This window comes from Zobellella iuensis (assembly GCF_016746085.1).
In the GTDB taxonomy this organism is placed as follows: Bacteria; Pseudomonadota; Gammaproteobacteria; order Enterobacterales; family Aeromonadaceae; genus Oceanimonas; species Oceanimonas iuensis.
The window spans coordinates 96665-119170 of sequence record NZ_JAERTZ010000036.1 but is presented as its reverse complement, the minus strand read 5'-3'; the positions used below and the strand labels follow the sequence as shown (position 1 = coordinate 119170).

The 22506-nt window shown below is 66.1% G+C and carries 18 protein-coding genes; 11 read left to right on the top strand and 7 right to left on the bottom strand.

Annotated features, from left to right (window positions below; all coding sequences use genetic code 11):
• Positions 1-4: 4 nt before the first annotated feature.
• Positions 5-853, top strand: coding sequence for an ABC transporter ATP-binding protein (locus JKV55_RS19765; RefSeq protein ID WP_202088922.1), 849 nt, complete (start codon positions 5-7; stop codon positions 851-853).
• Between the two features lies 1 nt (position 854).
• Here the strand turns inward: JKV55_RS19765 and JKV55_RS19760 are convergent, their stop codons facing one another.
• From JKV55_RS19760 to nudF, 4 genes are all read right to left on the bottom strand, one after another.
• Positions 855-2150 (bottom strand): nitrate regulatory protein, encoded by a 1296-nt coding sequence (locus tag JKV55_RS19760; RefSeq protein ID WP_202088921.1) that lies wholly within the window; start codon positions 2148-2150, stop codon positions 855-857.
• A gap of 61 nt (positions 2151-2211) precedes the next feature.
• Positions 2212-3057: a 3',5'-cyclic-AMP phosphodiesterase gene (gene cpdA, locus JKV55_RS19755; protein WP_255511335.1), complete on the bottom strand. Its 846-nt coding sequence runs from the start codon at positions 3055-3057 to the stop codon at positions 2212-2214.
• Positions 3054-3497 (bottom strand): DUF1249 domain-containing protein, encoded by a 444-nt coding sequence (locus tag JKV55_RS19750; RefSeq protein WP_202088918.1) that lies wholly within the window; start codon positions 3495-3497, stop codon positions 3054-3056. Before JKV55_RS19750 ends, cpdA begins: the two co-directional genes overlap by 4 nt.
• Positions 3498-3517: 20 nt before the next feature.
• Positions 3518-4138 carry an ADP-ribose diphosphatase gene (gene nudF / locus JKV55_RS19745; RefSeq protein ID WP_202088916.1) on the bottom strand — a complete coding sequence of 207 codons (621 nt, stop codon included), beginning with the start codon at positions 4136-4138 and terminating at the stop codon, positions 3518-3520.
• Between the two features lie 213 nt (positions 4139-4351).
• On the opposite strand from nudF, the gene tolC reads away from it, so the two are divergent.
• The 6 genes from tolC to nirD all read left to right on the top strand — a co-directional run bounded on the left by tolC (position 4352) and on the right by nirD (position 13740).
• Positions 4352-5653 carry an outer membrane channel protein TolC gene (gene tolC / locus JKV55_RS19740; protein WP_202088913.1) on the top strand — a complete coding sequence of 434 codons (1302 nt, stop codon included), beginning with the start codon at positions 4352-4354 and terminating at the stop codon, positions 5651-5653.
• 207 nt (positions 5654-5860) lie between these two features.
• Positions 5861-8470 carry a nitrate reductase gene (locus JKV55_RS19735; protein ID WP_237333017.1) on the top strand — a complete coding sequence of 870 codons (2610 nt, stop codon included), beginning with the start codon at positions 5861-5863 and terminating at the stop codon, positions 8468-8470.
• 201 nt (positions 8471-8671) lie between these two features.
• Positions 8672-9478, top strand: coding sequence for a hypothetical protein (locus JKV55_RS19730; protein WP_202088905.1), 807 nt, complete (start codon positions 8672-8674; stop codon positions 9476-9478).
• A 182-nt stretch (positions 9479-9660) separates the two neighbouring features.
• Positions 9661-10422, top strand: a complete 762-nt coding sequence (gene cobA / locus JKV55_RS19725) for a uroporphyrinogen-III C-methyltransferase (RefSeq protein ID WP_202088903.1) — start codon at positions 9661-9663, stop codon at positions 10420-10422.
• Positions 10423-10909: 487 nt separating this feature from the next.
• Positions 10910-13423, top strand: a complete 2514-nt coding sequence (gene nirB, locus JKV55_RS19720; protein WP_202088901.1) for a nitrite reductase large subunit NirB — start codon at positions 10910-10912, stop codon at positions 13421-13423.
• Positions 13420-13740 carry a nitrite reductase small subunit NirD gene (gene nirD / locus JKV55_RS19715; protein WP_202088898.1) on the top strand — a complete coding sequence of 107 codons (321 nt, stop codon included), beginning with the start codon at positions 13420-13422 and terminating at the stop codon, positions 13738-13740. The genes nirB and nirD overlap by 4 nt, the downstream gene beginning before the upstream one ends.
• Before the next feature lie 185 nt (positions 13741-13925).
• Here nirD and hldE read toward each other — a convergent pair whose 3' ends face one another.
• A complete protein-coding gene (gene hldE, locus JKV55_RS19710) occupies positions 13926-15350 on the bottom strand; it encodes a bifunctional D-glycero-beta-D-manno-heptose-7-phosphate kinase/D-glycero-beta-D-manno-heptose 1-phosphate adenylyltransferase HldE (RefSeq protein WP_202088896.1) in 1425 nt (474 codons plus the stop codon).
• Between the two features lie 139 nt (positions 15351-15489).
• On the opposite strand from hldE, the gene lpxL reads away from it, so the two are divergent.
• On the top strand, positions 15490-16413 hold the full coding sequence (gene lpxL, locus JKV55_RS19705; RefSeq protein ID WP_202088894.1) for an LpxL/LpxP family Kdo(2)-lipid IV(A) lauroyl/palmitoleoyl acyltransferase: 924 nt from the start codon (positions 15490-15492) through the stop codon (positions 16411-16413).
• Positions 16414-16499: 86 nt separating this feature from the next.
• Here lpxL and glnE read toward each other — a convergent pair whose 3' ends face one another.
• Positions 16500-19364: a bifunctional [glutamate--ammonia ligase]-adenylyl-L-tyrosine phosphorylase/[glutamate--ammonia-ligase] adenylyltransferase gene (gene glnE / locus JKV55_RS19700; RefSeq protein ID WP_202088891.1), complete on the bottom strand. Its 2865-nt coding sequence runs from the start codon at positions 19362-19364 to the stop codon at positions 16500-16502.
• A 167-nt stretch (positions 19365-19531) separates the two neighbouring features.
• Here glnE and JKV55_RS19695 point away from each other — a divergent pair, with 167 nt between their 5' ends.
• Genes JKV55_RS19695 through JKV55_RS19685 form a run of 3 tightly spaced genes read left to right on the top strand, consistent with a single transcriptional unit; the run spans position 19532 to position 20917 of the window.
• Positions 19532-19945 (top strand): YjfI family protein, encoded by a 414-nt coding sequence (locus JKV55_RS19695; RefSeq protein ID WP_202088889.1) that lies wholly within the window; start codon positions 19532-19534, stop codon positions 19943-19945.
• A 10-nt stretch (positions 19946-19955) separates the two neighbouring features.
• Positions 19956-20585, top strand: coding sequence for a hypothetical protein (locus JKV55_RS19690; RefSeq protein WP_202088888.1), 630 nt, complete (start codon positions 19956-19958; stop codon positions 20583-20585).
• The gene (locus tag JKV55_RS19685; RefSeq protein ID WP_202088887.1) at positions 20582-20917 is read left to right on the top strand and encodes a hypothetical protein; all 336 of its coding nucleotides are present in this window, start codon (positions 20582-20584) and stop codon (positions 20915-20917) included. Before JKV55_RS19690 ends, JKV55_RS19685 begins: the two co-directional genes overlap by 4 nt.
• Before the next feature lie 3 nt (positions 20918-20920).
• Here the strand turns inward: JKV55_RS19685 and JKV55_RS19680 are convergent, their stop codons facing one another.
• Positions 20921-22432, bottom strand: a complete 1512-nt coding sequence (locus JKV55_RS19680; RefSeq protein ID WP_202088886.1) for a CYTH and CHAD domain-containing protein — start codon at positions 22430-22432, stop codon at positions 20921-20923.
• Between the last annotated feature and the right edge of the window lie 74 nt (positions 22433-22506).

Here is a 22506-nt window from a genome sequence, read left to right as displayed (position 1 = left end):
TATCATGAGCCATCACTACCTGACCATCGAAAACGTCGACAAGTTCTACCACACCGCCGGCGGCAGCAGCCAGGTGCTGAAGAACGTCAACCTCAAGGTGAACAAGGGGGAGTACATCTCCATCATCGGCCACTCCGGCTGCGGCAAGAGCACGGTGCTCAACATCGTCGCCGGCCTGACCGACGCCAGCAGCGGCGGCGTCATCCTGGACGGGGCCGAGGTCACGGCCCCGGGCCCGGAGCGGGCCCTGGTGTTCCAGAACCACTCCCTGCTGCCCTGGCTGACCGTTTATGAAAACGTGGCCCTGGCGGTGGACAAGACTTTCCGCCACAGCAAGACCAGGGCGGAACGGCAGGACTGGATACTGCACAACCTGGCCCTGGTGAACATGAGCCACGCCCTGCACAAGCGCCCGGACGAGATCTCCGGCGGCATGAAGCAGCGGGTGGGCATAGCCCGGGCCCTGGCGATGGAGCCCAAGGTGCTGCTGCTGGACGAGCCCTTCGGCGCCCTCGACGCCCTGACCCGGGCCCACCTGCAGGACGAGGTGATGCGCATCCAGCACGAGCTGCACAACACGGTGCTGATGATCACCCACGACGTGGACGAGGCGGTGCTGCTGTCGGATCGTATCGTGATGATGACCAATGGCCCGGCCGCCACCATCGGCGAGGTGCTCACCATCGACCTGCCCCGGCCGCGGGACAGGATAGCCCTGGCCGACAACCCGCGCTACAACCACTACCGCCACGAGGTGCTGCGCTTCCTCTACGAGAAGCAGCGCAAGCTGGAGCCGCTGCGCCCCCGGCGGGAGGAAGCACAGACCCCGGCCGCCGAAGCCGCCGGCGCCTGAATCAGGTCCACATCTCGGCCAGGGCGATCAACTCCCTGGCCACATCCAACTGCCGCCGCCCCTGCTCCATGGAGGTGCGGCGCAGCAACTTGTGGGCTTCCTCCTCCGACAGCCGGCGATGGGTCATCAGCAGGCCCTTGGCCCGCTCCACCACCTTGCGCTCCTCCAGCGCCGCCCGGGCGTTGTTGAGCTCGTCCTGCATCTGTTGCAGGCGGCAGGACTGGGACTGCAGCAGCTCGATCAGCGAGCGGCCCAGCTGCGGGCTCAGGTGATGGTAGCAGTCGGCGCCCGTCAGTTCGTGCTCCACCGTCGTCCGGGTCGAGCAGAACACCACGAAGGCATCGTCCTGGCCCTGCTGGAAACGGGGCAGCAGATCGATCACCGAACAGTGCTGGGCCAGGCTGTCGCGGGCGGCGGAGAGCTTGCCGGAGCACAACACCTCCAGCCGGGCGGCCAGGCACAGCTCCACCTGTTGCATGGTGTCGATGCGGCCACTCATCGCCTCGAACCAACGCTGTCCCAGCCGGGGATCGAAAGCGGTGCGCTCGTTGCTGGTGCACAACAGCCGGCGCAGGCGCTCCACCTCGATAAGGCCGGTATCCTGCTGGCACTGGCGCCACACCGCCCAGGAAGCCGGATCCACGAAACCGGCGAACACCTCGAAACAGCGTTCCTGGGCCTCGATCAGATGCTGGATGCGGGGCGAGACCTCGCCCCCGCCATGGCCGGAGGCGAAGGCTGCCGCCCCCGCCGCCCGTTCCTGGCCGGTGAGCTCCTTGCCCTGCATAAAGTGGAACATGGCCACCAGCAGCCGGGCGATATCCGGATCCACCGCCGCGTCGGCGGCCTCGAACACCACCGCCAGCAACCCCTGCACCAGCTCGGTATAGACCCGGGTGGCCGCCTCCGCCTGGATGGCCTGACGGCCGACCTCGTCCCGCAGCCGCTCCATGTCCGACAGTATGTGCACCGCGTAGCCGATGCGGTTGAGCAGCCGGCTGCCGGCCTGTACCGTGTTCTGCCGCAGGTTGAGCGCCGCCAGGGCCTGGTGGAACTGTTCCGTATGCTGGTCGCTGTCGCGCCTGATGGTCTGCAGCTCGGAACCGAAGCGTTCGCCCCGGGAGCCCAGGTACATGTTGGACGCCCCCCGCTCTCGCTGCAGGGTGTGCACCAGGTGGCTGATGCAGACCACCAGTTGTCCCATGCGCAACAACTGCTCCAGGATCTGGATCTCGCATTCTTTGGAGGCGATCAGGTAATCGGTGGCGTCGGGTCGGCCGGCGGAAGTCTCTGCCATGGTCTTGCTCCGTTGGACATAAAAGGCTTGAACCAACGGAAGCAAGAAATACGCCAGCTATTTAATAACCGGTGGCGCTGAAGTCGGGCACGAAGGCGTCGGGTGGCAACCGCCATACCTGGGTGCTGAGCCGGCCGTCGGGATAAAGCGACAGGGCGCGCCAGCCCGGCGCGGTATGATCCAGGGCGAAATCGTCGGACAGGGGCTTGAACTGGATGCAGGTGGAGGGGCTGGCCAGGTAGCGTACCCCGTCATGAACTTCGTCGAAGCCCTGGTGCACATGGCCGAACAGCACCACCTTGGCGGCCCGGTGCCGCGCCAGCCGTTGCTTGAGCTCGCCGGCGTTGCGCAGGTTGTGCTGATCCAGCCAGGCGCAGCCCACCGGCACCGCCTGGTGGTGCACCGCCACCAGCAGGTGGTGGCGGGGGTAGTCATTGATCGCCCGCTCCAGCAGTTCGAGCTGCTCCGCCGCCAGCTCGCCGTGTACGGCGCCGCGCAGCTGGGTGTCGAGCAACAGTATCTGCCAGTTGCCGCACAGCAGCTGCTTGGCGTTGCTGATGCCGGCGGCATCCAGCTCGGCCTGCATCACCGGGGCGTCGTCGTGGTTGCCCGGCAACCAGAACACCGGCGGCGCCAGCTCCGCCATCAACCGGGTAAACTGCCGGTAGGACTCGGGGCTGTGATCCTGGGACAGGTCGCCGGTGGCCAGGATCAGATCCCGGGGGCTGTCGTCCTCCAGGATGGCGTCGACCACCGCCCGGCAGCTGTGCCAGGGGGCGATGCCCAGCAGGTCGGCCTCGGCACCGGCGAACAGGTGAGTATCGGTGATCTGCAGCAGCTCGATCACGCCATCGGCGCTATGGGGGTGGAGCCGGGTGGCTTCTGATTGTGTCGTTGCCCTGTTCAAAGCTGTTTGACCGTGCTGAATCCGTGGTATAGGCAACATCTCAGCCACTCGGCCAGAAAGAGGTTAACCTGTTCTTTTTCATTGGGATGGTGCATGTTTTTATTGGGGTAATCATAACTCGGTTGCAGGGTAAAAATCTGCTGACTGGCACACACTTCGGCCATGCGCACGTCGTGATAGAGCCGCACCCTGACCTTCATGCGCATAAAGCAGGGCAGGCCGGGGGTACATTGTTCGATGGACACATGCCAGGTGTAGGGGGCGATCTCCAGCACCCGCAATACAAAGAGCACCTGCTCGCTGATCCCCACCGACACGCTCTCGCCCGCCACGGCCGCCCTGGGCAACAGCTTCATCAACGCCAGATAGTTGGTGTCGCAGGTGCGCTGCAACGCCTTCAGATCCGGGACATGTTTACGGGTGGTGTTCACCGAAACCAACGGCTTCTCCTCTCTTCGACTCAGGCACCGGCGGGCCAGTTGCCACGGTGCAGTTCCAACCATTGTAGTGCGATCACGCTGGCGGCATTATCTATTTTTCCTTGCGCCAGCCACTCCATCGCCAAGGCCCGGGGCAGGCGATGCACCCGGATATCCTCGCCCTCGTGAACCAGGCCGGCATGGTCGGCGGCCTCGGCGGCATCCACCTCACCGATAAAGACGGTGATGCGCTCGCTGCAGCCGCCGGGGCTGGAAAAATAGCTGAGCGCCCGGGTCAGGGTTTTCAGGGTCAGCCCCGCCTCTTCCTGCGCCTCGCGACGCACCACCTCTTCCTCCGACTCGCCCTCCTCCACCATGCCCGCCACTATCTCCAGCAGCCAGGGGCTGTGCTGGTCGTGAATGGCGCCCACCCGGAACTGCTCCACCAGCACCACTTCATCCCGCCCCGGATCATAGGGCAGCACGGCGGCGGCATGGCCCCGGTCGAACAGCTCACGGGTCAGCGTTGGCCCCCAGCCACCGGCGAACAGCCGGTGTTTGAGGCGCACCTTGAGCAGCCGGAAAAAACCCCGGTAGCCTACCTCTTCGGCCAGCAGTTGCATATCCTCCCGGCCGAAGCTGGGGTGGTTTTTCTTGGTCATCTCGACTCCCGTCTTGACATTTAATCGGCAGATTTTAGACTAGCGCCAATGTGAATGAACGTTCATTCATAAGTGGGTGGCGCCCCTGTTCACCGCTATCCCCATATTACTGCAACGAAAAACGGTCACGCTACCGTTATACTGAACCACGAAAACAAGATGCCTGCCCCCAGCACGGCGATAATTGGTCCATCCGTTATTAAAGGCTACATAATGAAAAAAACGCTGTTGTCGACCCTGGTGCTCTTCTGCGTAACAGGCCCGGCCCAGGCCGAAGACTTGCTGGATATCTACCGGCAGGCGACCCAGAACGATCCCCAGGTGCGCGAAGCCAAGGCGCGCCGTGACGCCGCCTTCGAAAGGATCAACGAGTCCCGCGCGGCCTTGCTGCCCCAGGTCAACCTGGGGGCCGGCACCAGCTACACCCAGAGCAACAAGGACGACCGCACCACCCGCAGCGCCGCCAATGTGGGGGCCACCCTGGGCCAGGCGCTGTACCGCCGCGCCAACTGGATCAACCTGGACATCACCGAAAAGGCGGCCGCCCAGAGCGAAGTCAGTTACAAGCAGGTACAGCAGGCCCTGATCGTGCGTGCCACCCAGGCCTATTTCGACGTGCTCAACGCCCAGGATACCCTGAGCTTCGTGCAGGCCAACAAGGAAGCGGTCAGCCGCCAGCTGGATCAGACCCGGCAGCGCTTCGAGGTGGGCCTGAGCGCCATGACCGACGTGCATGAGGCCCAGGCCCAGTACGACCAGGCCCTGGCCGAGGAAATCAGCGCGGAAAACGCGGTCAACAACGCCCGGGAGGTGCTGCGCGAGCTCACCGGCATCAGCTATGCGCGGCTCAACGAGCTCAATACCGACACCTTCAGCCCCCAGCGCCCCACCGCCGCCGCCGATGCCTGGCTGGAGATCGCCCTGGAGCAGAACCTCGAGCTGCACAACCAGCGCATCAACAAGGACATCGCCAGCGAGCAGATCGGCCTGGCCCAGTCCGGACGCCTGCCGACCCTGGATCTGAACGCCGGTCTGAGCAGCAATTACAGCGACTACAAGAACAATAACCAGAACGACGGCACCCTCAACGAGGGCACCGTCGGGCTGTCGCTGTCACTGCCGGTGTTCACCGGTGGCGCCACCGGCTCCCAAATCAAGCAGGCCCAGTACAACTACGTGGCGGCCAGCGAACAGCTGGAGCGCAGCTTCCGCTCGGTGCAGAGCCAGGTGTACTCGTCCTTCAACGACGTCAATGCGGCCATAGGTTCCATCCGTGCCTTCGAACAGTTCGTGGTGTCCGCCGAGAGCGCGCTCAGTGCCACCGAGGCCGGCTACGAGGTCGGCACCCGTACCATAGTGGATGTGCTCAACGCCACCCGCCAGCTGTATAACGCCAAGCAGAACCTGTCCGCCGCCCGCTACAACTACATCCTGAGCCAGTTGCAGCTCAAACTGGCCGCCGGCAACCTGACCGAGCAGGATCTGGTGGACATCAACAACGGGCTCAAGCGCTAAGTCCGGAAGCCCTCGCGCGCAGGCGGCTCCGGCCGCCTGCCTGGCCTCCCCTGCCCACGGCATTGCACCATCATATGGCCCCTGCCTTATGATTGTGCAACCGCCGTTTCCGGCGAACTGTTAATTTATTGATAACAAAGAAAATCACATCATGGCACAGGCCTTGCTTCATCCGTGACAGAGTCACTTAATCTTTACAAGGCCACTATGACAGCTTCGATCCATACCACCTGCCCCTATTGCGGCGTTGGCTGCGGCGTTAAGGTCGACAGCCAGGGCACCCCCAGCGGCGATGCCGGTCATCCCGCCAACCTCGGCGCGCTGTGCGTGAAAGGCATGGCGCTGGGCGAAAGCCAGAGCCTGCCCAGCCGCCTGCTTTACCCGCGGGTGAACGGCGAGCAGGTGGACTGGCCCCGGGCCGTCGACCATATCGCCCGCCGCTTCGGCGAGCTGATCGAACGCCACGGCCCCGGCGCCGTCGCCTTCTACGGCTCGGGCCAGATGCTGACCGAAGACTACTATGTGGCCAACAAGCTGATGAAGGGCTTTATCGGCTCGGCCAATATCGACACCAACTCCCGGCTGTGCATGTCCTCCGCCGTGGCCGCCCACCAGCACGCCTTCGGCGAGGACGCGGTGCCGGCCAGCTACGAGGATCTCGACCTGGCCGAGCTGGTGGTGATCGTCGGCGCCAACACCGCCTGGACCCACCCGGTGCTGTTCCGCCGGCTGGAAGCCGCCAAGGCCGCCAACCCGCACCAGCAGTGGGTAGTGATAGATCCCCGCGCCACCGCCACCGCTCAGCAGGCGGATTTGCACCTGGCCATCACCCCGGGCTCGGATCTGATGCTGTTCAACGGCCTGGCCCGCCGCATCCTGGACAGCGACCGCCTGGATCGCCACTTCGTGGAGCGGCACGTCGCCGGTTTCGACGAGCTGCAGCGCCAGCTGTCGGCGCCCGAATACCGCCCCGAGCGGGTGGCCGAGGCCACCGGCCTGGCCATCGCCCAGCTCGAGCGCTTTTACCAGCTGTTCCTGGACCACCCCCAGACCCTGACCCTGTTCTGCATGGGCATCAACCAGTCGCTGCAGGGCACCCTCAACGCCGGCGCCATCATCAACTGCCACCTGCTCACCGGCCGCATCGGCAAGCCGGGCGCCGCCCCCTTCTCGCTCACCGGCCAGCCCAACGCCATGGGCGGACGCGAAGTGGGCGGCCTGGCCAACCAGCTGGCGGCCCACATGGACTTCGCCCCGGCCAACCGGGACAAGGTCGCCCGTTTCTGGAACACCGACCGCCTGGCCCAGGCTCCCGGCCACAAGGCCATGGACATGATAGCGGCGATAGAACGCGGCGAGATCAAGGCCCTGTGGGTGATGGGTACCAACCCGGCGGTATCGCTGCCGGACAGCGACCGGGCCCGCCGCGCCCTGGCCAGCTGTGAGCTGCTGATCGTCTCCGACATCAGCCCCAATACCGACACCGCCAAACTGGCCCAGGTGCTGCTGCCTGCCGCCGGCTGGGGCGAGAAGGACGGCACCGTGACCAACTCGGCGCGCATCCTCTCCCGCCAGCGTCCCTTCAAGCCGGCCCCCGGCGCCGCCCGGCCGGACTGGTGGGCCCTGTGCCAGGTGGCCAGGAGCATGGGCTTCGAGCAGGCCTTTGCCTTCGACTCGGCCGCCGATATCTTCCGCGAGCACGCCGCCCTCACCGGTTTCGAAAACGGCGGCGAGCGACTGTTCGATATCTCCGCCCTGAGCGAACTGAGCGACGCCGAGTACGATGCCATGACCCCGCGCAGCTGGCCCCTGGCCGGCCAGGATGGCGGCCCGGCCCGGCTGTTCGCCGATGGCCGTTTCGCCACCCCCGACGGCAAGGCGCGGCTGCGCTCGGCCGAGCCGTCCGCCGCCGTCGAGCCGGCCGGGCTGCTGCTCAATACCGGCCGGCTGCGGGATCAGTGGCACACCATGAGCCGCACCGGCCACGTGGCCCGGCTGATGGCGGCGGCCACCGAGCCCCAGGCCCAGCTCCACCCGGACACCCTGGCCGCGCTCGGCCTGGAACGGGCCGAGCTTATCGAACTGCACAACGAATACGGCCGCACCCTGGTCCGGCCGGTGGCCGACGACGGCATGGCGCCCGGCCAGGTATTCGTGCCCATGCACTGGAGCGAGGAATTCAGCGCCGGCGGCCGTATCAACGATCTGGTCGAGGCCCGTGGTTGCTCGCTCTCCGGCCAGCCCGCGTTCAAACAGAACCGGGTACAGGCCAGCCCCGTCGAACTCCAGTGGCAGGCCAGCTGGATAGCGACCGAGGTGCCGGCCCTGCTGCCGGCATGGTGGAGCCGCCGCCCCCTGGCCCAGGGCGAGTGCTGGAGCCTGGCCGGCACCGACACCTCCGCCGAGCAGTTCAGGGCCAGCCTGACCGCCGAAGGCAGCTGGCTGGACTGGCCCCTGCCCCAGGGCAGGCTGCTGGTGGCGCTGGAACAGGGCAAGATCGCCGGCCTGTTGCTGCTGGGGCTGTCGCCCTGGCATATCAACCCGGATCCGCTGGCGGCCCTGATCGGCACCGCCCTGCAGCCCAGCCTGCTGCTCGGCCAGCTGAGCCAGGCCCTGGCCGGCAACAGCAAGCTGGTGTGCAGCTGCTGGAGCGTGAGCGAGGACCAGATCCGTCGCGCCATAGCGCAAAATGACATCACCGAGCTGCCCCAGTTGCAACAGCTGCTCAAGTGCGGCACCCGCTGCGGCTCCTGCGTACCGGAGCTGAAACAGATCCTGGCGGTGTGCCACCCCCAACTTCAGGGAGAAAACATCTGACCGGGCACAGGCCCGGCTCCCCGTACCGATGTTCTCGTTATCTCGGGCCCGTCCCGAGCCGTTTCCTCCAGACTGTGCCATTTGGCTGGCTCCCCTGTTCGCATGGGAGCTTTTTTTTATCAATAAATTAATATATGGCGCGCTTTTTGAATCTCCAATGGAAGGTCCGGCCGACTCCCGCCTTCTCCAGGAGAATCGAACATGAAAATCACTCCCCCCGCCCGCCTCGCTCCCCGTTGGTGCCTGCCCGCGGCCCTGCTCGCCCTGGTGCTGTGGCAAGGGCTGGCCAGCCTGCCGCCCCATCTCCCCGGTCCCCTGCAACTGGGCGGGCAACTGGTGCAACTGCTGAAGGAGCACAAAGCCGAGCAGGACAGGGAGCGCACCTTCTACCAGGCCGAGCTGCAGCAACGGCTGGAGCAGGATGCAGACGCCGATCCCCTGCCCCTGCTCCCCGCCTTCGAGCGTACGCCCACCTTCTTCGATCAGCTCCTGCTCAGCCTGCAGCGGGTGCTGGCCGGTTTCGCCCTGACAGCCCTGCTGGCGGTGCCTGCCGGCCTGCTGCTGGTACGGGGTCATCGCCGGATCGGGGCCAGGCCGGGAATGTTGCTGTCCTGGCTGTTGCCGCTTCCCCCGGTACTGGCCGCCCTGCTGCTGAGTCCCCTGCCCGGCGGCACCAGCATGCTGCTGGGCTGCATACTGCTGGGCTGCCTGGCGCCGGCCCTGTATGGCGTGGCCAGGGCCGCACGGGGCCGGGCCAGCGCCGGCAACCTGGCCCAGGCCCTGCTCCAGGGCTTGCGCCTGCCCCTGGCCCTGGCCTGGCTGGTACTGCTCCTGGCCGAAATGGCGCTCCAGTCCCAGGGGCTGGGCCACTTTATTCTGACCGAGCTGGGCCAGGACGACCAGGATGCCCGGGCGAGGGCCCTGCTGGGCCTGGGCGGCGCCCTCCTGGCCGCGCTGCTGCTGGATCGGCTGCTGCTGGGCCTGGGCCAGGTGGCTCCCCGCCCTTAGTGCAGCATTTGCACCAGCTTGAGGCCAACGCCTTGTCATGGTGCAAGGCCAGCGCCCAGCCGGGCGCAAGGCGCTGATTTATCCCACAATTCAAAGTGGCACCGCTTTTGCTTAATCCTGTGCAGCACCACCCCGTCGGGGCGGAAACAGGATAACAGCCTCCGCGGCAAAGGAGAGAAGCAATGAGCCAAAGCATGAATGTCACCCTGGTCGGCGCCGGCCCCGGCGATCCCGAGCTGCTCACCCTCAAGGCCCTGCGCGCCATCGAGCAGGCCGAAGTGGTGGTGTACGACAGCCTGGTCAGCCCCGACATACTGGCGCTGATCCCGGCCGGCGTGAAACGCATCGAGATGGGCAAGCGCTGCGGCAAGGCCAGCGCCCGCCAGGAAGACATCTGTGCCGTGCTGGTGCGGCTGGCCAGAACAGGTAAGCGGGTGGTCAGGCTGAAAGGCGGCGATCCCTTCATCTTCGGCCGCGGCGGCGAAGAGGCGCTTTACCTCCGCCAGCACGGCATCCCCTTCAGCGTGGTGCCCGGCATCACCGCCGCCCTGGGCTGCGCCGCCTCCGGCCTGATCCCGCTCACCCATCGGGGCCTGTCCCGCGCCGTGACCCTGGTCACCGGCCACCTGCAGCAGGGTGGCGAGTTCCGGGGCTGGTCCGCCCTGGCCCAGGCCGGCCAGACCCTGGTGTTCTATATGGGGCTGGAGCAGGCCGCCGAGATCCAGCCCCGGCTGCTGGCCGAAGGCTGTCCGGCCCGGCTTCCTGTGGCACTGATTGAATCCGGAACCACCACCGCCCAGCAGATCACCACTACCGAACTGGGCCGGCTGACCGCCACCGCCGCCACCCTGAAACCGAGCGGCCCGGTGCTGATGATCATCGGGGAAGTGGTGGCACTGCGGGCCGAACTCACCGCCACCCTGGACTCCCTCGCCGTCGCCTGATCATCCGCCGCCGGGCCTCCGGGCCCGGCCGGCTGACAAGGCTGCGGGTTAGGCTGTTGGCCACTCCCGCTCCCGTCCTCCCGCAGGCGGGAGCCCATCCCCCACTGCACCTGGCTCCCTCCCCATCCTGCCCCGGCCCTGTGTGGGCCTGGCTTTCCATGGCCCCCAACGACCTGTCCGCCCTTCCCCCGCTCCGGCTGCCGCCGGATGAAAAAACGCTTGCACTCTGTTTTTGATAACCCTAAAGTGGTACCTCTAGCGAGTTATTCCTGTTTTATCTGCATCATCATGGTGAAGCCACTGCTCCCTAAACGGGCAGGGCTTTTTCGTGCCTGTTACAAAAACCCTTACTAATCAAACAAGTAAAATTTGGCACGCATCTTGATATTCCCTGTTTAAGCGCAAGTCGCACAACTAAACGGGGCCGCACCAAGGCCACCACAAACCATCAACCCGCAAGCAAGTCCTGGGTGGCTTAAGGATAGCAATGATGAAACAGAAACTGATTGTCATCGGCAACGGCATGGTAGGTCATCACCTGCTGCAACAGCTGGTAGACCAGAACGGCGTGGAGCAATACGACATCACGGTGTTCGGCGCCGAGAAGCATGCCGCCTACGACCGGGTGCACCTTTCCGAAGTGTTCGACGGCAAGGAGCCGGAAGCCCTGCTGATGGCCACCCCCGACTGGTACAGTGCAAGCGGTCTCGAACTGCGCCTGAACGAGGCGGTCACCGCCATCGACCGGGACGCCAGGACCCTGACCACCGCCGCCGGCGCCGTGCTCACCTACGACCGCCTGGTGCTGGCCACCGGCTCCACCCCCTTCGTGCCGCCCATCCCCGGCCGGGAGCGGGACAAGTGTTTCGTCTACCGTACCCTGGAAGATCTGGCCGACATCAAGGCCGCCTGCCAGGGCGCCAAGACCGGCGTGGTGATCGGCGGCGGCCTGCTCGGCCTGGAAGCCGCCAACGCCCTGCGCCTGCTCGGCCTGGAAACCCATGTGGTGGAATTCGCCCCCCGGCTGATGCCGGTGCAGCTGGACCCCCAGGGCGGCACCCTGCTCAGGGAGAAGATCGAGCGTCTGGGGCTGCAGGTGCACACCCAGAAGGCCACCCAGCACATCATCGACGGCGAAAACGCCACCCACCGCCTCGAATTCACCGATGGCGGCATGCTCGAAGCCGACGTGCTGGTGTTCAGCGCCGGCATCCGTCCCCAGGACGCCCTCGGCCGTGAAGCCGGCCTCACCCTGGGCGAGCGCGGCGGCATCTGCATCAACGATCTGTGCCAGACCTCGGATCCGGACATCTACGCCATCGGCGAATGCGCCCTGTGGGAAGGCAAGCTGTTCGGCCTGGTGGCCCCCGGTTACCAGATGGCCCGCGCCGTGGCCGCCCAGCTGCTGGGCAAGGACGGCGCCTTCAAGGGCGCCGACATGAGCACCAAGCTCAAGCTGCTGGGCGTGGACGTGGGCGCCATCGGCGATGCCCACGGCCAGACCCCCGGCAGCCAGGAAGTGCTGCTGCTGGATCGCAGCAAGGATCTGTACAAGAAACTGGTGCTGAACGAAGCCGGTGATCGCCTGCTGGGCGCCGTGCTGGTGGGCGATAACGGCGACTACGACACCCTGCTGCAGACCTACCTCAACGACATGCCGCTGCCGGATCACCCCCTGGCCCTGCTGGTGCCGGAAGACGCCGCCGGCGGTGCGCCCAAGGCGGCCCTGCCGGCCACCGCCACCGTCTGTTCCTGCCACAACGTGAGCAAGGGCGCCATCATAGAGGCGGTGCAGGGCGGCGCCTGCGACGTGGCGGCGATCAAGGCCTGCACCAAGGCCGGCACCGGTTGCGGCGGCTGCGCCGGCCTGCTCACCCAGGTGGTCAACCAGGCGCTGGAAGATCAGGGCATCACCGCCGACAAGAGCCTGTGCGAGCACTTCGCCTACAGCCGCCAGGAGCTGTTCCACCTGGTCAAGGTGGGCCAGATCAAGAGCTTCGACGAACTGCTGGCCAAGCACGGCACCGGCCTGGGCTGCGACAGTTGCAAGCCGGCGGCGGCCTCCATCTTCGCCTCCCTGTGGAACGAACACGTACTGGCGCCCAAGCACCAGCCACTGCAGGACACCAACGACACCTTCCTCGCCAACATGCAGAAGAACGGCACCTATTCGGTGGTGCCCCGGGTGCCGGGCGGCGAGATCACCCCGGAGCAACTGATCGTACTGGGCCAGGTGGCCAAGCGCTACGACCTCTACACCAAGGTCACCGGCGGCCAGCGCATCGACCTGTTCGGCGCCCGCCTCGAGCAGTTGCCGCTGATCTGGCAGGAACTGATCGACGCCGGCTTCGAGACCGGCCACGCCTACGGCAAGTCGCTGCGCACCGTCAAGTCCTGCGTCGGCTCCACCTGGTGTCGCTACGGGGTGCAGGACTCCCTGGATCTGGCGGTGGCCCTGGAGCACCGCTACAAGGGCCTGCGTTCGCCCCACAAGCTGAAGTTTGCGGTGTCCGGCTGCACCCGTGAGTGCGCCGAGGCCCAGGGCAAGGATGTGGGCGTGATCGCCACCGAGAAGGGCTGGAACCTGTACTTCGCCGGCAACGGCGGCATGCGCCCGCGCCACGCCGACCTGTTCGCCACCGATCTGGATACCGACACCCTGATCCGCTACATCGACCGGCTGCTGATGTTCTACGTGGCCACCGCCGACAAGCTGCAACGCACCTCGGTGTGGATGGAAAACCTGGAAGGCGGCCTGGACTACCTGCGCGAAGTCATCATCGATGACTCCTTAGGTCTGGCCGACGAACTGGAAGGGCGTATGGCCCACGTGATCGACACCTACGAATGCGAGTGGAAAGCCACTCTGGAAGATCCGGAAAAACTCAAGCGCTTCAAGAGCTTCGTCAATAGCGACGAGGCCGACGACAGCATCGTCTTCGAGCGCAAGCGCGGCCAGATCCGCCCGGTAGAACTGATTGAAATCAAGGAGGTATCATGAGTCTTGTTCGCCTTTGCCACGTCAACGACATTCCCGAGCACAGCGGTGTGGCCGCATTGGTGGAGGGCCGGCAACTGGCCCTGTTCAACCTGCCCGGGCTCGGTTTCTTCGCCCTCGACAACTGGGATCCCATGGGCAAGGCCCAGGTACTGGCCCGGGGCATAGTGGGCGACATCAAGGGCGAGCCCTGCGTGGCCTCACCCCTGTACAAGCACCATTATTCGTTGAAAGACGGCCGCTGCCTGGAGCAGGAGGACGTCAAGGTCAAGGTCTGGCCCCTGGTCGCCAAGGACGATCAGCTGTGGCTTGAGCAGTAATCCCTGACGGGATAAGGACGCGGGGTTGGGCCACCGGGACTGAGGGGAGCCGCAACCCGCCCCGCTTCCACCTTTATCATCAAACGGGGCCGAATGGCCCCGTTTTTACTGGCAGCTGTTTACGAGCTTGACGAAACTTGTCGGTGGAGTGGCCCCTTTGGCCGACCTCACCGACATGTTATCCGTCAGCGGGTGCGGATGGCCTGGATGATGGCGGTGGTGGAGCAGCCGTCCTCGAAGTTGAGCACCTTCACCTCGCCGCCGTTGGCGGTCACTTCCTCGAAGCCGGCAATCTGCTCGGGCTGGTAGTCGCCGCCCTTGACCAGGATGTCGGGCAGCACCTCGGCGATCAGCCGGCGCGGGGTGTCCTCACTGAAGGGCACCACCCAGTCCACCGCGCCCAGGCCGGCCAGCACCGCCATGCGCCGGTCCACCGAGTTCACCGGCCGGCCCTCGCCCTTGAGGGCGCGCACCGAGGCGTCGGTGTTCACCGCCACGATCAGCCGATCACCCAGCTTGCGGGCGTTGTTGAGGTAGGACACATGGCCGGCGTGGAGGATGTCGAAGCAGCCGTTGGTCATCACCACTTTTTCGCCCCGGCGGCGGGCGGCGTCCACCACGTACTTGAGCTGCTGCTCGGTGACCACCCCCATGCCCGACTCGGGACCGCCGTAGAGCACGTTGGCCAGCTCGATGGCGGAGACGGTGGAGGTCCCCAGTTTGCCGACCACTATGCCGGCGGCCACGTTGGCCAGGGCGCAGGCTTCGTCCAACGGCAGGCCGGCGGCCAGGGCCGAGGCCAGGGTGGCGATGACGGTGTCGCCGGCGCCGGTGACGTCGTACACCTCATGGGCCTGGGCCGGCAGGTGCAGTTCGTCCTCGCCCGGGCGGATCAGGGTCATGCCGTGCTCGGAGCGGGTCACCAGCAGGGCCTTGAACTCGAACCTTTCCACCAGCTCCAGGCCGCGGGCCACCAGCTCCCGCTCGTCCTTCACCTTGCCCACCACCGCCTCGAACTCGCTCATGTTGGGGGTGAGCAGGGTAGCGCCCCGGTATTTCTCGAAATCCGAACCCTTGGGGTCCACCAGCACCGGCACCCCGGCCTGGTTGGCGACGTGGATAAGCTGCTGCACCTGGGCCAGGGCGCCCTTGGCGTAGTCGGACAGCACCAGCACCCCGGCCTCGGCCAGGGCGGCCCGGGTCTTCTCGGTGAGGGGGGCGGCGTCCTCGGCCGCGAAGCCTTCCTCGAAGTCCAGCCGCAGCAGCTGCTGGTTGCGGCTCATCACCCTGAGCTTGGTGATGGTGGGGTGGCTTTGGTGACGCACGAAGTCGCACACCACCCCCACGCCCTTCATCTTGTCCTGCAGGGAATTGGCCGCCTCGTCGTCGCCGGTCAGGCCCAGCAGCCGGGCGCCGGCGCCCAGGGCGGCGGCGTTCAGGGCCACGTTGGCGGCGCCGCCGGGGCGTTCCTCGTTGTGCTCGACCTTGACCACAGGCACCGGAGCCTCGGGTGAAATGCGTCCGGTGGGGCCGGACCAGTAGCGGTCCAGCATCACATCCCCGACCACCAGTACCCTGGCGCTATCGAATTCCGGCAACTTGATCTTCATAGGTTCCGACCCTTGTGAACATGGGAAAGGGAAATATTATCACAGCCATCACCGATCGCACCCGTCGGCCGCCCTTTGGTGGTTATTACCGCCAGAGTTATTTAGAATTCAGCCATTCGACGACGATGGCGACTCCCTGATGCAAGACTCCCGGCTTCCTCCCTTCCGCGCGGCGCTACTGCACCCGCGCTACACCTTCCACTGGCTGGGCCTCGGCCTGCTGTGGCTGCTGGTCACCCTGCTGCCCTGGCGCATCCAGATGGCCCTGGGCCGCGGGCTGGGCCGGCTGTCGATGAAAGTGTTGAAGTCCCGGGTCCGGGTAGCCAGGCGCAACCTGGAGCTGGCCCTGCCGGAGCTGACCCTGGCCGAGCGCGAATACCTGCTCGAGGGCAACTTCGAGAGCGTGGGCTGCGCCCTGTTCGAAACCGGCATGGCCTGGTTCTGGCCCGACTGGCGCATGCGTGCCCTCACCCGCATGGAGGGCATGGAGCAGGTGGACGCCGCCGCAGCCCAGGGCCAGGGCATGCTGCTGCTGTCGGCCCACTTTCTCACCCTCGAGCTCAACGCCCGCCAGTTCGGCCTGTACCGGCCCGGGGTGGGCGTGTACCGGCCCAACACCAACCCGGTGCTGGAATACGCCCAGGTGCACGGCCGCTGCCGCTCCAACAAGTACCTGGTGGACCGGCTCGACATCAAGGGCATGCTCAAGGCGCTGCGGGCCGGCGATGCGCTCTGGTATGCGCCGGATCACGACTACGGCCGCCATGCCAGCGTGTTCGTGCCCTTCTTCGCGGTGGCCCAGGCCGCCACCATCACCGGCACCGCCACCCTGGCTCGGGTGAAAAATACCGTCACCCTGCCCTGCTTCACCCTGCGGGAGAGAGACGGCTACCGGCTGCTCGTCCAGCCGCCCCTGGCCGGTTTCCCCACCGGCGACGACGAAGCGGACGCCATCGCCGGCAACAAGGCGATCGAGGCCGCCATCCGCCAAGCGCCGGAGCAGTACATGTGGCTGCACCGGCGCTTCAAGACCACCCCGGAAGGGGTGCCTTACCGCTACTGAAGCGGGAAGCGATAGGCCGGAAGCCGGAAGCAGCCCGAGTGGTTTACGCTTCCGGCTTCTGTCTTCCAGCTTCTAGCTTCTAGCTTCTAGCTATCTTTAAGCCATTTGTTCCAGCTCTCCACCACCCAGCCGCGCTCCCGGGTGAGCTCGCTGTCCGGCACCCGGCCGGGCTGGTCGGACAGGCTCAGCCGGTGGCCCCGGTCGCGGATGGCGCAGTAGGCGGTTTTCAGCCGGCCGGCCTCCTCCTCTTCCAGCAGCCCCACTTCCACCGCCGCCTCCAGGATGCGGATATTGTCGGACCAGCGGGTCAGGGCCGGATGCTCATGGGCATGGGCCAGCACCAGGTACTGGGTGAGGAATTCGATATCGGCCAGGCCGCCCACCGACTGCTTGAGGTGGAACTCGCCGGGCCCGGCCTTGATCAGGTGGGCGCGCATCTTCTCGCGCATCTGCACCACCTCCAGCGCCAGCTCGCCGCGCTCCCGGGCCTTGCCCAGCACCTCCCGCCGGATGTCGTTGAAGGCCTCGAACAGCTCGGGGTCGCCCACTATGATGCGGCTGCGCACCAGGGCCTGGTGCTCCCAGGTCCAGGCTTCGTGGTGCAGGTAGGCCCGGTAGGCGTCGAGCGGGCTCACCATCAGGCCGGAGGCGCCACTCGGGCGCAGCCGCATGTCCACCTCGTAGAGCACGCCGCTGGGGGTGCGGGTGCTGAACAGGTGGATGACGCGCTGGGCCAGGCGCAGGTAGAACTGGCGGCAGTCCAGGGGTTTGTCGCCGTTGGTCTGGCCCTTGAGCCCGGCCTCCTGCACGAACACCAGGTCCAGATCCGAACTGTAGGCCAGCTCGATGCCGCCCAGCTTGCCGTAGGCCACCACCCCGAAGCCCTTGCGGCCGCTGTCCGCCAGTTGCTCGGGCACGCCGTGGCGAGCGCTCATCTGGGCCCAGGCCTGGTTGACCACCTCTTCCACCACGGCTTCCGCCAGCCAGGTGAGGTGATCGCTCACCTTCATCAGCGGCAGGGCGCCGGCGATGTCGGCGGCGGCGATGCGCAGCAGATGGATCTGCTTGAACTGGCGCAGGGCCTCCATCTGCTGCTCCACGTCCTCGTCCGGCACCCGCAGCAGGAACTGGCGCAGCTCGCCCCGGTAGGCGTCGAGGGGGATGGGGTTGTACAGCAGTTGGGGCACCAGCAGCTCGTCCAGCAGTATGGGGTAGCGCGCCAGCTGCTCGGCCACCAGGGAGCTGGCTTCGCACAGGCGGATCAGCTGGGTCAGGGCGCCGGCGTTTTCCACCAGCAGCTGCAGGTAGGCGGTGCGGGTGGCGATCTGCAGCAGCAGCTGCTGCAGCCGGGCGAACAGGATGCCGGGCAGCTCCGCCTGGCTGACCTTGTCGAGCAGCACCGGCATCAGCTTCTCCAGCGCCTGGCGCCCCTGGGGGCCCATGGCCCGGCGCGGGCATTCCTCCTTGAAGGCATTGAGGGCCAGGGCCAGGCGGCCGGCCTTGTCCTCGGCCATGCCCTGCTCCTGCAGCAGCCGGACCAGCTCTTCCTCTTCCCAGTCGGTCTGCCAGATATCGAACCAGATCTGGGCCGCCCCCTCCTCTTCCGCCTCGGTGCTGTCACCTATCAGCAATTCGAACTGACGGTGCACCAGGGCCATGGCCCCGTGCAGCGCCCGGTAGAAGGCATCCCAGTCCGGGTAGCCCGTCAGCCAGGCCAGGCGGGTGCAGTTGAGCTCGTCTTGCGGCAGGGTCTGGGTCTGCTGATCGGCGAAGGCCTGCAGGAAGTTTTCGACCTTGCGCAGGAAGCGGTAGCTTTGGTGCAGCTCCTCGGTCACCTCGGGGCTGAGCGCCCCCGCCTCCCGCGCCGCCGCCAGGGCCTGGGGCAGGTGGCGCACCTGCAGCGCCGGCTCCCGGCCGCCGCGGATCAGCTGGAACACCTGGGCGATGAATTCCACCTCGCGGATGCCGCCGGCGCCCAGCTTGATATTGTCCTTGAGTCCCTTGCGCCGCACCTCGGCGGCGATCATCGCCTTCATCTGGCGCAGGGAGTCGATCACCCCGAAGTCGATGTAGCGACGGAACACGAAGGGCTTGAGCATGGCCTTGAGCTCGGCGCTGTATTCGCCCTCATCGTTGAGGATGCGCGCCTTGACCATGGCGTAGCGCTCCCAGGTGCGGCCGTGGTGCTGGTAGTAGTCTTCCATGGCGGTAAAGCTCACCGCCAGGGGACCGGACTCGCCGAAGGGCCGCAACCGCATGTCCACCCGGTAGACCTGGCCGTCCACCGTGGTCTGGTGCAGGGCGTTGACCAGCTTCTGCCCCAGGCGGATAAAGAACTGCTGGTTGGCCAGCTCCCGCCGCCCGCCCCGGGTCACCCCGTTGTGGGGAAAGGTGAAGATAAGGTCGATGTCGGAGGAGAAGTTGAGCTCCCGCCCACCCAGCTTGCCCATGCCCAGGATCAGCATGGGCACCGGCTTGCCCTCGGCATCGCAGGGGGTGCCCAGCTCGGCGCACTGGCGCCGGTAGAGCCAGCGGTAGGCCTCCACGATCAGCGCATCGGCCAGGGCCGAGATATGCTCGAAGCTTTCCTCCACCTCGGCCCCCAGCAGCATTTCCCGCCAGGCGATCAGCAGCAGCTCGCGCCGGCGAAAACGGCGCAGGACGCGCAGCAGACCGGGCTCGTCGTGCACGGCCGCCAGTTGGGCGGCCAGCGCCGGCCGGTAGCCGCCGGCCCGGTCGCCGTTGTGCAAATCCTTTTCGTCGTCCAGCTCCTGTGCCAGCTCCGGCTGCTGGCACAGGCTGTCGGCGGCGAAATCGCTGCAGCCGAACAGCGCCTTCAGCCGCTCCTGGCGGGCCCGGTCAAGCGCCGGCAGCAAGGCGGCGGCGCGTTGTTCAAAGCGGGCCCAGTGTTTGTCGGCCTGGGCCCCGAGCAGGGCGGGCATCTCTCCCATCTACTTTTCCTTGTTGGCGGATTCTGGCACCAGACTACCATTGTTGCCGTCCCTGAACAGAGAGCCGGCGCAGATTGTCGCGCCGGTCGGCGGCGCCAAAGAGCGGGCTTGCACTGAAGGCGACGGCTGATTAGTCTGTAGCGGACTTATTATGTCAGGACCTGTTGATGGATCTCTCAGTTATCGGCCGGCATCTCGAAGGGCTCGGCGACCAGTCGAGCACCGGCTTCGGTTTTCAGTGCTTCCCCATCCCCGGCGAGGTGGAGGTGCTCAAGGTAACGGTGGAGGGGCGCGAAGAACTGCCCCTGTTCATCTCCGTTTCCGACGATCAGATTTTGTGCATCAGCTACCTGTGGGACGAAAGCCAGGTCGCGCCGGCCCGGCGCCAGGCCATGCTGGAGGCCATGCTCGACATGAACATCCCCATGCCGCTGTCGGCCTTTGCCCGGCTCGACGACTGGTACGTGGTGTTCGGCGCCCTGTCGCTCAACGCCGATCTGGCCGATATCGAGCATGAACTGGCGGTGCTGAGCGACAACTGCCTGGAAGTGATCGAGGACATGGCGGAGTTTCTGTTATGAGGGCGGGTCTATGAGCGTATTGGGTCAGGTTCTGCGCAGCCTGCAGGACCCGCAAGACGGCAGCCTGGATCCGGACAGGGTCTGCGTCCAGCTGGTGCGCGCCTGCCGCCACGCCGAACAGCACATGCAGGGGCTGGAACGCCAGTGCCGGCAACTGAAAACCGATATCGACCGGCTCACCGGCCAGGGGGCGCCGCTGTCACAACGGCTGGCCGGGCTGGAACAAGCCACCCTGGCGGCCCTGGTCCGGGGCGAGGGGCAGGAAGCCCGGCGACTCGCCACCGAGGTGGCCGCCGCCGAGGACGAGCAGGACGCCGGCCGGCTCAGGCTCGAGCGCCTGCGCCGGCGGCTGCGCTACTACCAGGATCGCTGGCTCGGTGCCGAGCGCCATTACCACGATCTGTGCCGCCAGCTGGCCATGGCCAAGACTACCGCCTGCGTGCGCAAGACCATGGCCACCATTCGTCGCCATCCGGCGGTGACCCTGGTCAACGCCAAACAGGCCCTGGCCGATATCCGGGCCCGGGAGCAACGCCAGGATCAGGCCCCCGAGCCCGACGAGCCCCCGGCCGCCCTGTGCCCCCACAGCGTCGAGCAGGTGCTGGCCCGGCTGCAACAACAACTGGGGGGCCGCCCGTGAGCCAGCGCAAAATCCCGGAAAAATGGCAGAGCTCGGTGCGCGCCGCCAAGGCGGTGCAGGTGGCCTTCGACATGGACGAGGCGCTGCAGTACCAGATCCGGCGTGAGGCGCTGGACAACGGCCTTAGCCCCTCGGATCAAATTCGCCATATCCTGACCCTGCCCACCGCCGCCAAGCCCAAGCGCCCCCGGCTGACGGTCTCGCTCAGCCCCGAAGATTACGTTCACCTGGCCGAGCGTTACGGCCTGAGCCCCGAGCAACAGCTGGAAATCAAACACAGGGTGATGGACGAGCTGCTGGCCTACAGCCGCCAGCAGCTCGATGAAGGCTAGGCCTCAGCGCCAATAGGGTTCCAGCTGCAGGGCCTGCCCCCGGGACTGCTCCAGGGCCTCCAGCAGGAAACCCCGCTTGCGCCCCAGCCAGTCGTCCAGCTCCTCGCGATCTTCCGCCGTCAGCCGTTCGCGCACGTCCTCCAGCGGCGACAGCATGTCCAGATCCTCGATACCGCGCAGTATGTCGAGCCAGGGCATGCGAAAGGCCAGGCGCTCCTCTTCCGGATAAAGGCCGCTGAAGCACAGCCCCACCAGCAGGTTGCGCCTGAGCTTGCCCTTCTGCTGGATGTATTGCTCGCCGCCGAGCACGGACTCGCCCAGGGTACTCTGGCGCAGGGTCCGCCAGCTGTCTTCAAGCAGCTCCCGGGCCAAGCCATTGATCGGCGCGGCCAGCAGGCTGCCCTGGCTCGGCTCCAGCCCGGCCCGCCAGTCCTGGCGATAAAGCCAGTGGGTGAGCCGGAGCAGCAGCCGGCCGTAGCGGGGCCCGTAGAACAGCTCCCGCAGTTGCTGCTCGTCGGGCAGTTGCGCCTGTTGTTCCGCCAGTTCCGCCAGCAGCGCTTTCTGGCAATCCAGCCGGCGCAGGTAATGGCCCCTGTCGGCGGTGAGATGGGCCAGCATCTGGGCCCTGTCCAGCCAGGACAGTTGCTGCTGCAGCCACAGCAGATCGTCTATCCAGCCGCTGTTGACCCGGTGCGACACCCGTTCGCCGAACATCAGCAGGGTCTGGTGCACCAGGGCGGCGCCCTCGCGCAGCTGCACCAGCCAGTCGATGCCGGGCGCGCTCATCCAGCCGTCTTCATGGTGCTGCCAGTGGCGCAACCCCTGATGGAGCAAGGCCATCATCACCTGTTCACAAGACTCCTGCGGCTGCAGCGGCAAGGGCTCCAGCACGCGCAAGCGAGGCATGGGACTCAGACCAGCCAGCCGATAACCGCGCTGGGCCTTGGATACCGCCCCCAACCGCAGGCCACCCTGCCTGACCAGGGTTTCGGCCAGCTCGAACAGCCGGGAAGCATCGCCCTTGACCAGTTCCAGCTCCAGTTCGCAGATGGGCTCGCGCCGCTCGCCCGCCTGCACATGGCCCTCGTCCAGGGCCAGTTCGATTTCGGAGCCATCACAGGCCAGCAACCAGCGCCGGCGCATGAAGTCGGTACAGAACAGGGGTTGCAGCGCCTGCTGCAACGACTCAGGGTCAACCCCGGAAGGCCAGATGCGGGCGGGAAACAGAGATAAATCCGGCTGGTTCAGCGATAATGCCACATTATATTCCGGCCGCTGATGCAGCCCGCCGACCTGGCTGCCCGCCAGCTTGATGGTCTGCTCCAGGGTGCCGTCTTGGCTGCGGATGCGCAGTCCGGCATCCATCCGGCGCAAAGCCAGATCGGCGGTGTCGTAGTAGGTGTTGGCCAGGTGCCGCCGATCGTGCTTGCGGATTTGGTAAGATTGCAACAGCTCGGGCAGGGCGTCGGTGATATCGCGTGAGACGAGAAACTTGATCTCGATTTCTGTGTCCATAAGGGTGTCCGGAAAACCAACCTTCTGATTTAAAAGTAAAAGCAGAATCCACCATCAGAATAACATGACAGTTT

Excerpts from the sequence above, each read along its gene's own strand:
- JKV55_RS19690 (WP_202088888.1), top strand. The coding sequence starts at position 19,956 with ATGAGCGTATTGGGTCAGGTTCTGCGCAGCCTGCAGGACCCGCAAGAC.
- hldE (WP_202088896.1), bottom strand. The coding sequence starts at position 15,350 with ATGAAGATCAAGTTGCCGGAATTCGATAGCGCCAGGGTACTGGTGGTC.
- JKV55_RS19680 (WP_202088886.1), bottom strand. The coding sequence starts at position 22,432 with ATGGACACAGAAATCGAGATCAAGTTTCTCGTCTCACGCGATATCACC.
- glnE (WP_202088891.1), bottom strand. The coding sequence starts at position 19,364 with ATGGGAGAGATGCCCGCCCTGCTCGGGGCCCAGGCCGACAAACACTGG.
- nudF (WP_202088916.1), bottom strand. The coding sequence starts at position 4,138 with ATGACCAAGAAAAACCACCCCAGCTTCGGCCGGGAGGATATGCAACTG.
- tolC (WP_202088913.1), top strand. The coding sequence starts at position 4,352 with ATGAAAAAAACGCTGTTGTCGACCCTGGTGCTCTTCTGCGTAACAGGC.
- nirD (WP_202088898.1), top strand. The coding sequence starts at position 13,420 with ATGAGTCTTGTTCGCCTTTGCCACGTCAACGACATTCCCGAGCACAGC.
- lpxL (WP_202088894.1), top strand. The coding sequence starts at position 15,490 with ATGCAAGACTCCCGGCTTCCTCCCTTCCGCGCGGCGCTACTGCACCCG.
- JKV55_RS19730 (WP_202088905.1), top strand. The coding sequence starts at position 8,672 with ATGAAAATCACTCCCCCCGCCCGCCTCGCTCCCCGTTGGTGCCTGCCC.
- JKV55_RS19735 (WP_237333017.1), top strand. The coding sequence starts at position 5,861 with ATGACAGCTTCGATCCATACCACCTGCCCCTATTGCGGCGTTGGCTGC.
- nirB (WP_202088901.1), top strand. The coding sequence starts at position 10,910 with ATGATGAAACAGAAACTGATTGTCATCGGCAACGGCATGGTAGGTCAT.
- JKV55_RS19695 (WP_202088889.1), top strand. The coding sequence starts at position 19,532 with ATGGATCTCTCAGTTATCGGCCGGCATCTCGAAGGGCTCGGCGACCAG.
- JKV55_RS19765 (WP_202088922.1), top strand. The coding sequence starts at position 5 with ATGAGCCATCACTACCTGACCATCGAAAACGTCGACAAGTTCTACCAC.
- cobA (WP_202088903.1), top strand. The coding sequence starts at position 9,661 with ATGAGCCAAAGCATGAATGTCACCCTGGTCGGCGCCGGCCCCGGCGAT.
- JKV55_RS19760 (WP_202088921.1), bottom strand. The coding sequence starts at position 2,150 with ATGGCAGAGACTTCCGCCGGCCGACCCGACGCCACCGATTACCTGATC.